The organism is Shimia sp. SK013, assembly GCF_001292625.1.
Classification (GTDB): Bacteria; Pseudomonadota; Alphaproteobacteria; order Rhodobacterales; family Rhodobacteraceae; genus Shimia.
In genome coordinates this window covers 1-12,971 of record NZ_LAJH01000005.1, presented here as the reverse complement: position 1 = coordinate 12,971, position 12,971 = coordinate 1, and the positions used below count along the sequence as shown (strand labels likewise).

The window sequence follows — 12,971 nt, the reverse complement described above, 5'->3', positions numbered from 1 at the left end:
CAACATCCGTCAGGCAACGGCCCAAGACTGCGCGCGAGATTGGCATCATGCAGGGGTTTCCTCCGCCGCCAGAAAAGCGCCCGTCTTTGGACAACTGGGATTTGGCGCCGTTTAACCGTTGGTCTTTCCAAAACATGCGGAGTTTGTTCCCAACTGTGGATGTGCGATCCGGCAGCGGCGCTGTGCGCAATTTCGCGGACAACAGACAGGACATTTCTCAGCTGTCCTTCACCTCTTTTTCTGGACAAAATCTACTGGTCGAGGATTGGATCTGGGAGAGCTACACAGATGGTCTTCTCGTCCTGAAGGGCGACACAATTGTCGACGAATTTTACGCCAATGACTTCTCGCGCAACACGGCCCATTTGGGGCAATCCGTTTCAAAATCTCTGGTCGGCACTTTGGCTGGGGTCCTACATGGTGAGGGGCTGCTGGACTTAGCACAACCGCTGCAAGACATCGTCCCCGAGCTGGGCGAGTGCGGCTATAGCGGCTGCACGGTCGACCAAGCACTGGATATGCTGTCGGGTGCGCGCTTTACCGAAGATTATGGCCTGCCCAACAGCGACATGACCCGGATTGATATCGCTTCGGGGTGGCGGCCGGTGCGCGAGGGCGAAATCAAACCCACCATTCGTGATGTCATCCTTACCTTGCCCAAGGAGAGAGACCACGGGCAGAGTTTTTCTTATCGGTCCATCGAAACGGATGTCATCGCATGGGCGCTGGAACGTGTCGGCGGCGATGATTTAGCGTCGCTTCTTTCGAGCCGTATTTGGCAGAAGATAGGTTGCGAACACAGTGGGTTTTTCACAGTAGATGACGCGGGTACCGCGCTGGCGGATGGTGGGTTTAACGCGACCCTGCGCGACTATGCACGATTTGCCAAAATGGTGATGGACGGCGGACGCGTCGGAGGACACCAAGTCGTTCCGCAGGCATGGATCGAGGGCATTTGCCAAGGTGCCGACCCGTCCAAATTCAAGTCACCCTACACGCTGTTGTCGCCCAATGGCGCGTACCGGCGTTTCTGGTGGACCCATGACGTAGAAAACGGCGTGTTCATGGCGCGCGGCGTATTTGGCCAACTGATCTACATTGACCAAAGTGCCGGTGTTCTTGTTGTCAAAATGTCGAGCTGGCCGGACTATCTGATACCGTCTTTTAGCCACGATGCGGTGCGGGCTTGCGAGACGATCGTCCAAAATCTCAATTAAACCGCCCCGCAGTCAGAAACCGATATCGATGGAAACCCAGCTGCCAATTTTGTGCTCTACTTTTTTCTGTCGGATAAAGTTGGCAACGTGATTTACAATCTCTTTTACCAAGAATGCGAACAGACTCTCGGGAGACCTCCTGTAAATACCCTCCCAATTTGACGTGGAAGGCGCAAAACTCAGGTGCCGCTATGGGCTGACAGCCGACCTCGATGGGCACACGCCTGTCTCTCCGGCACCCGCCAAGCACCCTAGTGGCGGTTGTGCGCAGATAGCGACCTTTTCAAAGTTGCAAAGCATCTCCGCTTTTTATGGCAGACCCGGCCCACAGGAGACTTTCAACGCACTGTCCGTCACCGCACCGCAGCATCACTGAACCGGCCGTTCATGCTTCGGGGAGTATACTCGGCTTGCTGTGTTCGAGTTTGTGATGACCGCCCAGCGCGTTGGGGTTGGCCGGGCGGTCGAGACAGGTTCTACCACTCACGGAACAAACCCCGATAGTCAGTCTCCTTGGCGAAACAGGTTTCGTCTATGCGCCAAAGGTCGTAGGGGCGGCTCAGGTCGCTTGCCGCCAATCCTGCGAGTACGCTGGCTTGTGTTCCGTCCACATAGGATGGCAGCTACGCGCAGGAAGCGGCGTTTGCAATAAATCGATCGATCTGTCGCGAGGAGCTCGATGATCGTCGCGTTGCTGCTCCCTAACCCGCGCCGGTGACATCAACATCAACACCGCCTTTGACAGCTGGCGCGATAAGCCAAAACGGTAGGCGGGCTTAGTGGGCTTAACTCAGCAGAGGGCGGCGGCATCTTGTTGTTTGATGACCCATCTCGCGGTACGGAACTTGCCACAGATGATTTCCCAGAACGCTATTCGTCGATCACCCCGCATTGAAATTAGAAATGTCAAAATTGCACACAAACTTCGCGTGAAGGGGGCAATTTTGACGAGTAGTTCTAAAGGCAACAAACATGTCTACGCGTATGTTTGAGGCTGGCCCGGCACCAACAAATGACCTTCGCCAGAAAAATAGAATTCAACTTTACTAATCTTGGCCAAAGCATCGGGATCATCCACCCTCAAATTCCAAAGAGTGAACGGCGTTGGCTTGAAGATCACTTGTTTGTAGGCGCCGTAAGGCGAGCCTTTCAAATTCATTTTTCCCGCCGCATCAAAAGTCATGTCGCGTTCGGCCGCATGCCCCGTAAATTTGAAAACTTCATTCTTAGTAGATCGATCCAGATAAGTTCCATTTGCAATAATCTGCATGAAATCGACGCGGATCTTCTTTTCGTCCGCGTCAAACAACTCAAGGTGAATGGAATCCAAACGGATCTGCGCAAGCAATTTCAACTCAGGTTGGTCCAGCCCGATTGGCAAAAGCAAACTGCCATCGGCAGATCGCATGCTTTCCTCGACATGAAATGTGATTTTTGTGTCGCCTAGATCGCCCGCGGTCACGCCTTCTGGAAAAGCCAGTTTGTACCCCGCAATAGCACCGCCGGTTTCGGCAAATTCCGGAACTGTTGCAGTCAAAGATGGCAGAATATCCAATGACAAGTCCAAAGTGAAATACCGAATTGCCTGCTGATAATTTTCCAGTTCCAAATAGACGGCTCGTTTTGAATCCAACAGCCGCCCAAATGCAGCCTGCTCAAACTGCTGAACCAAACTTTGTTCTGCCTGTAATTCACCCGAATAATTTTCCGTTAGTTTTAAAGCGCGGTCGGCTGCCTGCTGGCGCAATTTTGCTTCGGCCATTGCGTTCTGAGATTTTGCGACTGCAAGTTTGACCGAACAAAACGCTTGCGCGCCGGCAACCAATTGTTTGAACGCCACACAAAATTCGGGACCGCCCTCAATATCATCCAGTGTGCTTTTGTTGCGATCAAACATGTCGTCGATTGAAATCGAAAGCGCCTTCCAGACTTGCTCCCCTCCCGTGACAAAATTTAATCCTTTGAGCGGTGCAAATGTGATGCTTTCGCTTTCGCCTTTTTCCACTTGCTCATAGGTGTCACCAGCCATTTTGTGTAATTGGTTTGCAGTGGCGTTGATCTGTGCGAATTTTTGCACCTTGCTTGCGACATCAACAACGTCACCGCCAATACCTGGCAAGCTTTTGCCAATATCCTTCATTCTGCTGGTGGTCATGCCGTCCTTTTTCGCTTTGGTCGCTGAATCACCGGTCTGTTCAGTTTCGCCCGTGGCACCTTCGACGCCTTCGCCTTCGCCTTCGATTTGTTCCGCTTCGCCGGCCCCCTCGATCTGTTCCGCTTCGCCAGCTTTTGCGCCGGCCCCCGCACCTGCGCCTTCACCGCCTCCACCAGCGATAGCCGCAATATCCGTGCCTAATTTGATGAGGCTCTTTATCAGATCGATTGTTGCCTTAATTTGCTGGTCGCGTTTCCAGATCTTTACGCCGGCGTCAAAATCATTGCGGGCATGGCTAAAATTTTGATCCAGTTTCGCCATCTGTCTCGAGGATGCGCCCAAAGCAATAGTTGCGCTTTTAAACGCGGTCTCAGCGCGTTCCTCAAGCTGTTGTGAAAGACTTGCCTCGTTCCCAGACAGGGCCACAGAAAGTCTCGCGTTTTTGACCCAATTTGCATCGTTGCTCCGCAATGCGACCCAGTTTTCATACTCTGTGTTTTGCGCTTCAAGCGCCGCAATTTGGGCCTTTGCAGAGTCCGAATATTCCGTGAAAGCCAAAGGAGGCACAATGATTGTGCCCTGCAATGTTGCGGCCAACCAACAGATTTGCGTGCGCGATTGCGCAGCCAATGTCATCGTCGCGGCACGAGAGGCGGCAATTGTGTCGATCCAGTGTAATTGATCAACGGCGATTTCAGGTTCTGATTTGTCAGTCATGATCGCCAACTGAAAGCTGGTCACCAATCCTTGGTGCAAAATTTCACCGTGTTCTAACCCGTCGGTCAGATCAGAGATTTCATCTTTGGCATCTGCCCAGTCTTTCTGAACGATACCCTTTTTTGACTGAAGAACGGCAACCATTGCACCCGCAGACCCGTCAGCCGTGATGTCGTGTCGGGCTTGCCCTGCTTCTCCACTGACAAGGGTAAGTTTGGCCGCTTTTCCCTTGGTTGCGACGAATTGCGTGATGATGTCAACTTGCTCCAACGGGCCGTTGACTAGCAGATGTCCGCCATTTTCAATCTCTACAGTGCGGGCGAAGACAATGGCGTCCGATGTGATTTCCAAAGGCGCATCCAGTATCAAGTGGTCGCAATATATGTACCAGATTTTGTCCAAAGGGTCGGGATCAAGCGATGCAAATTCCCCGATCAGTTTGCTGGCGTGCAGCACGGGCGCGCGTGCGATCCCGTCAACGGTCACCGACCGGAACGCAAGCACGCCCCAGCTTTTGACTTTGCGATCAGAGAAAAGGGATTCTAGATTTTGCATGAAAATTGCCTTTGAAAAATTTTGGGCTGAAACTATTTGTCACCGGCACGAATTCTGGCGGCCATATCTTTCAGGCTGAGCTCGGTTGGATCAACGCTGATAATAATATTATCGCTGACCTGTTCGACTATCGGTTTCAGGGCCGTCCACTTTTCAGCGGCGTGCTTCATATAGTGTTTTACCTGGCGGTTGCTGCGCAGCTTGTCATCCGTTGGTCCGGTGGATTTCATTGATCCTGAAATCTGCGCCGACAGGTAATCAATTCCCTGAACCACTCCGTTCCACGATTTGTGCACTGCATCGGACTTTTCGATGGCAACGACCAGATGGCCAAGCAATTTTTCCAAACTGTCTGTTGCTTGTGTGTTGACCGCGTGCACCGCCATCGCGCGGCTTAAATCTTCGTTCGCGGATTTCAATTTGCCGTCCAGCCGATCGATGTCGTCCGACATCTCTTTCCATTCCTTGCCGTAAACTCCCCAAACTGTCGCCGCTGCGATCAGCCCGACAATCGTCGCCCAGGCATAGGCTGCGGATGTTTCCAGCATCAGCTTGTCGTGTTCAATGACAGATTTATCATGCTTGATTTTGGCCATGATATTTTTGATGGAGCCGTCGGTATCCGCATCGCCGTCCAACAGCTTGATCGCATCGTCCGAAACTTTTTCGTCTTTGGCGATCTCCTTGTGAGAAGCTTGCACGGCGGTTTGGTTCACAATCAGTTTTGCATGATACTCTTTTAGATTTTCCAAAACGGTTTTGGCCAATACTGAATTGGCCCGGGCCTTGTCTCCTCGGGTTTTTAGGATGTCCAGAACCGCATTGTGTTCATCCTCGCCACCGTCCATCAATTCGATCAACAGTTCGAATTCGTTTCCCTTGCCGCCGCTCTCGTCAGAATAGATCGTCAGCCCAGACGAGAGATCAATCATGTTTTGCAAGACGGTATCATGGAAAAATCTGCTGGATTTATTGACGCCAGTATAGGCCAGCGACAGGCTGGGCAGCCACGCAAAATCTGTATCCTTTAGCTTTTTTCCTTTTACCAAAGCGGTGTCTTTCTCGGCAAACAGAAAGCTGGTTTTTAGATCGGCTTCAGTAAATGGTAATCGAATGCCGTAGGTTGCGAACATTTGAAGGTAGATCCAATTTTCTCGCATGCCGTCGTGATTTTTGGATTTGTCGCCGGTGATGAATTTTTCGAAGCCATCCATCGCATTTTCAAAGTCAGCCAAATTTGGTGCGCCGTCAGCCATGTTCAATCCTTAAAATGTCTGTTTGGGAAAAGTGGGGGTGTCAAAAAATCAGGAATGAAAAACTTTCAACCATTGGTGAAGCTCTTTCATGTCTTCGCCAATACGGTCTTCGTAGAATTTTCGGATCTGGGCGATCGAGGTGTACTTCACCCCTTTGGCTTTTTCCGCCTCCAGTGCGTTTTTGGCTTCGATCAATTTTTCTTTGATGGTTTTCGCCAGATTTTGCAGCGTCGCAGCGTCCTTGTCGACATGCCCGACCATGGTCAGCTCGCTCTGAACGGTTACTTGTTCTTGCACAACATCATCGCGCTTTTTTTCCAGCTTTCGCTGTTCTATCTCAAGGTTATTAATGGCGACTTGGATATCCCGTTTTTTCGCCCGCTTTTCGGCAGCGGTATCACCGCCCAATGCGGAATAGATGCTGTCGCCAAATCCGCTAATCCCACTGCCAACGTCATCTAGGAACCCGCTCCCACTACCGCCACTGTCGGGTAAAGGGATTGAAACCCTGTTGTTCCATTTTTCCAACCAGTTCCCATCGTCGACCTCTGATTGTTTATTTTCCAGCCTTGTCATGCTATTTTCCGCGTCCAGAATGTCGGCCTTGTCGTCCAGTACTCTTTTTTTCAATGCTTGCTGTGCCGTGCCGATTTTGCGCATCAGTGTATTGGCCTCGTTGTCCAACTTGACGGTGGACTTGCGAAACAACCCTATGTCGGATTCGATTTTTTCCGCATCGTTGATCAGAACATCGATGTCTTTCAAAACAGCCTTGTCGTCGGTTTTGTCATTGGTCAACGCTGTCCACAGCGCGTCAATTTCCTCCAGGTCATTGCCCAGCTTATCGGCTTGTTTGGTGGTGTCTTTTCCCGCATTAAACAAGGGGTCAACGTCCACGCCAAGATCTTCGAAAATGGCCTGCGCCTTGGTCTGGGTCGGCAAAAATGATTTAAGATCATCCAAAGCCAGTTTGGCGTCATTGGGTGTCAGATGCGGGTCTTTTGGCGAGGTCTTTCCCATTGCAGTGCGTTTCTTCACAATCGTCTCCTTAAAATTTCTCGGAGTAAGACCGTGACTTTGCGAACCGGAAACAGCGCTTACCTAAGTGTCTTACACTCAACAAACCCTACAGTTGAATTTGCGGATCTGTTTTAGCGTGACAGTAAAAGCTGAACCTGGCAATGAATATTACTGCTTACGAAATTCTCCTTTGCGGCCACACTGAATTTCTGGCCGGATCACTCGGCACACACCAGCTAAGCGGGGCGGCTTCAACAGATCGACACACCTTTTAGGTGTTTGGAAAGACGGAGCCTGTCGGGGAGTTTTGGCAATAAAATATTCACAGAAAACCAAAAATCTGAGACGTGGGATCGAGGGCAACGCGGGGGGTCTCGGTTGCCTCTAAAGTTCGGAAAATGGCGTATCGAATTCAGTCACGCGACTGTTCCTCGTCTGCTTTCTTTGAACCGTTGCTTTTGTCGCCTTCACTCGGTGTTTTCGCAAACGCAGAAAATGTCCGTAATCCGCCCGTATTTCAAATGCTGCGCAAACGAAAGCCGATCCAAGACGGGTCCGCTCTGGCGCTGACAACAGGCATCCAGCGGACCTCGCGAATCTCATGGAACGCGTCGGGGTGCAACTACCTTCGCCCTCGCACCGCATCTCGGCTTTGAAAGGGGCGCGATGGGCCGAGCGAGAGCACGTGGGGCGGCTCATGGCCTGCGCCACCCCCGCGGTCACCCGAGTTGGCGCCTCGAAATCCAGTTCAAGCCGTTATTTCCAAGGCATAACCAGATACTTCTCACCAGTTTTCATTGCGCGATAATCGGTTACGGCTTCCTTTGTCAGCATCTCCTCGAGACTAACCCGTTTCTTGTAGTGGCTGGCAAACGTTGTCGTCAGATTCTTCAACACACGCTTGCGCATCCGTCCCACGGTTTCCATGCCCACCGATTGCATGAAGGGAAACAAAAGCCATCCTGACAGGGTCCAGCCAAAGCCATAGCTTGGCGAAAGGAGCGTCGGACCAACGTCCAGGCGCCCATAGATGAACATGCGCTTCTGCGTGTTGGACCCGTAGCGCGAATACTCGGTCATCTTTTTGACCGCGACCTGCTCCATGGCTTTAAAAACAGTGTCGACCGATTTTCCGCCGCCAATCGGATCAAACCCATAGAAGGCGTCGGTATCGTCGATCGCTGAGCGGAGGTCGCTCATGAATGTGTCAGCCGCTGTGTTGACCACATGGGTCGTGCCGAGCTCCTGTAGCAATTTGGCCTGCTCTTCCTTGCGTACAAGGTTGACCAGCCCAATGCCGTCTTCGTTGCAAATTCTGGTCAACATTTGCCCCAAATTGGAGGCCCCAACCGTATGCAGTATGGAATTCTGCCCGTCCATTTTCGCGGTTTCCACAAACCCAAGCGCAGTCATGGGATTGACGAAGGCGCTTGCTCCATCCTCGGACGAGTAGTCCCCCAGTGGCAGGCACATTTTGGCATCGGCGATACAATACTGGCTATAGGCATTACCCGGCACACAAGCGACACGTTGCCCCATCAGCGATTTGGCCATGTCCCCGTCCCCTGTCGCGACGACGGTTCCCGCACCTTCATTGCCCGCAGGAAGTTTTATCTCGTGCCGTGCCTTGGATCCCGCATTGAACGGTTCTGGCATGGTGGCGACGTATTTACCAGGCGAGTATTCGGCGTTTTCAAGATCGGCGGCCCCGGTTAGTATGGCGAGATCCGACGGATTGATCGGTGCCGCCTCCATTTTCACAAGGACTTGATTGCCGGTAGGATCGGGAAAGGTCACGTCCTCGATCGCCACGGTGAGCCTGCCATTGCTTTCTAGCGTCGTGAATAACTGTTTGCCGGTGGTGCTCATGTCGATTTCTCCAAGTTGCGTGATCAAGGTATTAAGGTGCGCTCGGATCGAAGACCCGGCCGTATGGGCTGAAAGCCACGTCGGCTCCACGGCTCTTTATCGAAAAGAGTAAGCCTCAGTCAGCGGCAATCACCGACACTGAACACACCTCCCACTGCTGGGGCAACAAATATGTTGCGATTGCGACCCCGGTCCACAGTCTGGTTCTCCGGACCGGTTGGGCTGAATGTCCGCTTTCCTAAATCAAACAAATCTTGGCCACTTCGGCAATTGATTGGCGACGATCATCCGATCCCAAAAACAACGTCGATTTCGGTCCACAAAGCTGCCGGCAACATCATTCCATTCCCCGCTTGAAGCCCGCCCCACGTCCGCTACTCTGGCCACATGTTGGCGATCCTCAAACACCCCACGTTCTCGCGACTGTTCGCCGCTCAGGTTGTTGCCCTGATCGGCACCGGTCTGCTGACCATTGCGCTTGGCCTTCTGGCCTACGACCTCGCTGGCCCAAAGGCGGGGGCGGTTCTGGGCATGGCTTACACCATCAAGATGGTGGCCTATGTCGGCCTCTCCCCGATCATGGGCGCTCTGGTGGCCCGATTGCCACGCCGCGCGGTGCTCATCGCGGCTGACCTGATCCGCTTCGGTGTGGCGCTCTGCCTGCCGTTTGTCGAAACCATCACACAGGTCTACGCGCTGATTTTTCTGCTGCAAGCCGCCTCAGCCACTTTCACACCGGTGTTTCAGGCCACGATTCCGGACGTTCTGACAGACGAGGCCGACTACACCCGCGCCCTGTCCCTGTCACGGCTGGCCTATGACCTTGAAAACCTGCTGTCGCCCGCGCTTGCCGGTGTGCTGTTGCTGCTGATCTCCTACAGCGGCCTGTTTGTCGGCACCGCGCTCGGCTTCTTGTTTTCGACACTCCTGATCTGGATCACACCGCTGCCCGCCCGCTCCGACGACACCCAGCGGCCTTTCCTGCAACGCGTCACCCGTGGCAGCTGGATCTACCTCGCCACTCCGCGTTTGCGTGGGCTTTTGGCCTTCAACACCGCAGCCGCCTCTGCGGGCGCCTTTGTGTTGGTCAACACCGTGGTTTTGGCGCGCGACACCTACGGTCTAAGTGAAAGCGGGCTCGCGGTGGCCATGGGCGCCTTCGGTGCCGGAAGCATGCTCGCAGCGCTGTCTCTCCCCCGCGTTCTGGACGAAGTCCCGGACCGGCCTGTTATGACCGCTGCCGCCTTTCTTCTCTCCGCCGTGACGCTGGCGCATGGCATCGGCCTGACAGCCTTCGGCCCTCTTCCTTGGTCGCTGGTTCTTGGCCTCTGGTTGCTCACCGGCTTTCTCTACTCCGCCGTGCTGACCCCCTCCGGTCGTCTGCTGCGCCGCTCGGCTCGTGCCAGTGACCGCCCCGCCGTGTTCACCGCGCACTTCGCGCTCAGCCATGCCTGCTGGCTTGTGACCTACCCGCTGGCCGGTTGGAGCGGGGCACGCTTTGGGCTTGGCACCTCATTGCTCATCATGGGGGGTCTGGCCCTGCTTGCCACCTTCGCAGGCCGTCTGCTCTGGCCGCGTACCGAGGCCGAGATCGAACACGAACATCCCGACCTGCCGGCAACACATCCGCACGTCATCAAACACGGTGGACGCCGCCACAGCCACGCCTTTGTCATCGACGACGAACACCACGTCTGGCCGACGCACGGTTAAACCGCCGGGCGTTGCATTCACAAACGCCCGACTCAAAAATCGCACCGTCGCGATACCGACGTCATGCAGCCGTGAAACAGACAGCCATTTTGAAAATATTTGAAAAAGTTAACGCTGGCTCAACTGGCCAGCAAACGCAGGCCCTGCGTCACGTCAGAGCGCACCGCAAGCCGCAATCCGGGCTCGTCTCCGGCCTTCAGCGCGGCAATAATTAACCTATGCTGAGTCGGCGGTTCCGTCCGCCGCAACCGCCCGTAAAGCGCGCGCATGGTTGGCCCCAGTTGCAGCCACACTGTCTCTGCCATTGCCAGCATCGCAGGGGCCTGCGCCCGCAGATACAGCGTGCGGTGGAACTCAAGGTTGGCGCGGATGTACCCCACGGCATCCCGCCGCGCGACGGCCTCCGATACGGTGTTGTTGATCGCCACCAAACGCTCGATCAACGCCATATGCGCACGCGGCAAAGCCCGGCTTGCCAGTTCTACTTCAATCAAGGCGCGCAAGGCCGCCAGCTCTTCCAAACGCTCGTTGCTCAACTCCGGCGTGGACACCCGCCCCGAAGTCGACAGAAACAGCGCGCCCTCGGCCACCAGCCGCCGCACCGACTCCCGTGCCGGGGTCATCGACACGTCAAATTCTTTGCCGATCCCGCGCAGCGTCAACGCTTCGCCGGGCGCCATTTCCCCATACATGATGCGTGCGCGCAAAGCGCGATACACGCGGTCATGTGCAGAGGTGGAAACGTCTTGCTGGGCGCGGTTTGTGGGGATCATGGTGCAAGTGTGATCACAAATGGCACCAAGGTCAATGCGCCGTCACACAAAGCGATACCGGTGCAGATCTTGTCCCTGATCACGCAACCAATTGCGCTGATCCTGATAGGAGCCATGAATATGTGCGACCTGATCCCAGAACGCCTTGGAATGGTTCATTTCTGTCAGATGCGCCACCTCGTGGGCCGCGACGTAATCCAGCACCTCCTCGGGGGCCATCACCAATCGCCATGAAAACATCAACGCCCCGGCCGAACTGCATGATCCCCACCGTGACCGCGTGTCCCGCAGCGTCAATCGGGTCGGATGGCGTCCCAAGCGGGCGCCATAATGATCCACCGCCTCCGCCAGCCGGTTGCGCGCCAGCTCTCGCAGAAAGCCTTGCACGCGCGCGGCTGCACGCGCCGCATCACCGGGCACCGCGATCTCATCAACCCCCAGCACCACCGACTTCCCCGCGCCGGCCACCACACGCCGCATACGCCCGCCCACAGGCAGTTCTGCCCCCGGGGCGATCTGAACCTGCATCGGCTGTTTGTCCAATTGCGCCCGAATCCACATCTCCTTTTGGCGTGCGAAGTTCAACGCTTCGCTGTCCCGCACGCCTTTGGGCACTGTCAGCGTCACCCGCCCATCAAGACGGGACACCCGAAGGCTGATCCGGCGCGCTCGGGTCGAATGGCGCAGAACCACCGACAAAGGTGGGTTTCCGGGGAAGATATGTTGCGACATTGGCCCTCCTTGGGCGGGTTCGGGCGAAACCCCTTTGACACGGCCTCATTCATATGGCAGTTGCCGCAGACCGTCGAGAGAGACACAACCGATTCAAAGGGGATTTCCCATGCCCAAAGAAGAATGGGGCGTCAAGCGTGTGTGCCCAACCACAGGCAAGCGCTTTTATGACCTGAACAAGAACCCGATCGTTAGCCCCTACACGGGCGACGTGGTCGAAGTAGAAGCTGGCAAGAGCCGCATGATCGCGGCTGATGCCGAAGATGCGGCGACGCTCAAAGCCAAGAACCTCGAAACCTCCGATGAGGTGCTTGAGGATGATGAAAACGTAGATCTAGAAATCGATGACGATGTTCTGGATGACGACGAAGAAGACGACAACGTTCCGTTGGAAGAGATCGCAGACGTGGCCTCCGAAGACGACGACAGCTGATCGTTGCACAAAGTTATCGGAGGCGGGATTTTTTTGCTTGAACCCGCCTCTGAATACGCCTAATCAGGCGCGCACAGGCTGAGAGGTCTGATTGATGGGGCCTTAGCTCAGCTGGGAGAGCGCTTCGCTGGCAGCGAAGAGGTCAGGAGTTCGATCCTCCTAGGCTCCACCAAATTCTTCATAACGTGTTGATTTGCTTGAATACCCTTGTTTATAAGGGTATCTAGAACGTGGTGTTACAGTGAAGGCTCTGGAAAAGATGCCCGGACACCCCCGATTATACCGCCGAGGAGCGGTCTATTATCACCGTGCAGTCGTCCCCAACGACATCGCTGATAGGCTTTGTTGCACAAATCGGTCGAGGGATTCATCTTTGGAATCCAGCTTGAGGGCATGAGTAGTTGGGCCCCTACAAAGTACAAGACCATGAACTGGTCGGCTTACAATGACAGCTTGAAGCGACGCGGATCGCTGTCGATCTGGTTTGATCCTGGGATGGTTTGGGTGCCGCCGCCGAGCGGCAAGCGCGGC

General features: G+C 54.6%; 9 protein-coding genes, 1 tRNA gene and 1 pseudogene. 5 read left to right on the top strand and 6 right to left on the bottom strand.

All coding sequences use genetic code 11. The features are described 5' to 3' along the window. Window positions 1–182 precede the first annotated feature (182 nt). Entirely contained in the window at window positions 183–1,217 is a 1,035-nt protein-coding gene (locus SHIM_RS00350; RefSeq protein ID WP_193749834.1) for a serine hydrolase domain-containing protein, read from the top strand. Between the two features lie 976 nt (window positions 1,218–2,193). On the opposite strand, the gene SHIM_RS00345 is transcribed toward SHIM_RS00350, so the two are convergent. From SHIM_RS00345 to SHIM_RS00330, 4 genes are all read right to left on the bottom strand, one after another. Continuing rightward, window positions 2,194–4,098, bottom strand: a complete 1,905-nt coding sequence (locus SHIM_RS00345; protein WP_152926353.1) for a hypothetical protein — start codon at window positions 4,096–4,098, stop codon at window positions 2,194–2,196. Between the two features lie 578 nt (window positions 4,099–4,676). Then, entirely contained in the window at window positions 4,677–5,900 is a 1,224-nt protein-coding gene (locus SHIM_RS00340; protein WP_054000637.1) for a hypothetical protein, read from the bottom strand. A 48-nt stretch (window positions 5,901–5,948) separates the two neighbouring features. Continuing rightward, window positions 5,949–6,863, bottom strand: a complete 915-nt coding sequence (locus SHIM_RS00335) for a hypothetical protein (RefSeq protein ID WP_152926351.1) — start codon at window positions 6,861–6,863, stop codon at window positions 5,949–5,951. An 813-nt stretch (window positions 6,864–7,676) separates the two neighbouring features. Continuing rightward, complete coding sequence (locus SHIM_RS00330) at window positions 7,677–8,789, bottom strand: zinc-binding dehydrogenase (RefSeq protein ID WP_054000635.1); 1,113 nt, start codon at window positions 8,787–8,789, stop codon at window positions 7,677–7,679. A 387-nt stretch (window positions 8,790–9,176) separates the two neighbouring features. Between SHIM_RS00330 and SHIM_RS00325 the strand changes: the two genes are divergently transcribed. Next, a complete protein-coding gene (locus SHIM_RS00325; RefSeq protein ID WP_054000634.1) occupies window positions 9,177–10,502 on the top strand; it encodes an MFS transporter in 1,326 nt (441 codons plus the stop codon). 119 nt (window positions 10,503–10,621) lie between these two features. Here the strand turns inward: SHIM_RS00325 and SHIM_RS00320 are convergent, their stop codons facing one another. Both SHIM_RS00320 and SHIM_RS00315 read right to left on the bottom strand, forming a co-directional pair. Continuing rightward, entirely contained in the window at window positions 10,622–11,275 is a 654-nt protein-coding gene (locus SHIM_RS00320; protein WP_054000633.1) for a GntR family transcriptional regulator, read from the bottom strand. A gap of 42 nt (window positions 11,276–11,317) precedes the next feature. After that, complete coding sequence (locus SHIM_RS00315; protein ID WP_054000632.1) at window positions 11,318–12,007, bottom strand: M48 family metallopeptidase; 690 nt, start codon at window positions 12,005–12,007, stop codon at window positions 11,318–11,320. A gap of 109 nt (window positions 12,008–12,116) precedes the next feature. Between SHIM_RS00315 and SHIM_RS00310 the strand changes: the two genes are divergently transcribed. The 3 genes and pseudogenes from SHIM_RS00310 to SHIM_RS20080 form a co-directional block, all read left to right on the top strand. Further along, window positions 12,117–12,440 (top strand): TIGR02300 family protein, encoded by a 324-nt coding sequence (locus SHIM_RS00310; protein ID WP_054000631.1) that lies wholly within the window; start codon window positions 12,117–12,119, stop codon window positions 12,438–12,440. 96 nt (window positions 12,441–12,536) lie between these two features. Beyond that, a tRNA-Ala gene (locus SHIM_RS00305) sits at window positions 12,537–12,612 on the top strand. 221 nt (window positions 12,613–12,833) lie between these two features. Then, window positions 12,834–12,971, top strand: a pseudogene (locus SHIM_RS20080) (IS5/IS1182 family transposase); the annotation flags it as partial.

Coding starts and splice junctions, on each gene's coding strand:
- SHIM_RS00325 (WP_054000634.1), top strand. CDS start 9,177: ATGTTGGCGATCCTCAAACACCCCACGTTCTCGCGACTGTTCGCCGCT.
- SHIM_RS00340 (WP_054000637.1), bottom strand. CDS start 5,900: ATGGCTGACGGCGCACCAAATTTGGCTGACTTTGAAAATGCGATGGAT.
- SHIM_RS00310 (WP_054000631.1), top strand. CDS start 12,117: ATGCCCAAAGAAGAATGGGGCGTCAAGCGTGTGTGCCCAACCACAGGC.
- SHIM_RS00315 (WP_054000632.1), bottom strand. CDS start 12,007: ATGTCGCAACATATCTTCCCCGGAAACCCACCTTTGTCGGTGGTTCTG.
- SHIM_RS00320 (WP_054000633.1), bottom strand. CDS start 11,275: ATGATCCCCACAAACCGCGCCCAGCAAGACGTTTCCACCTCTGCACAT.
- SHIM_RS00330 (WP_054000635.1), bottom strand. CDS start 8,789: ATGAGCACCACCGGCAAACAGTTATTCACGACGCTAGAAAGCAATGGC.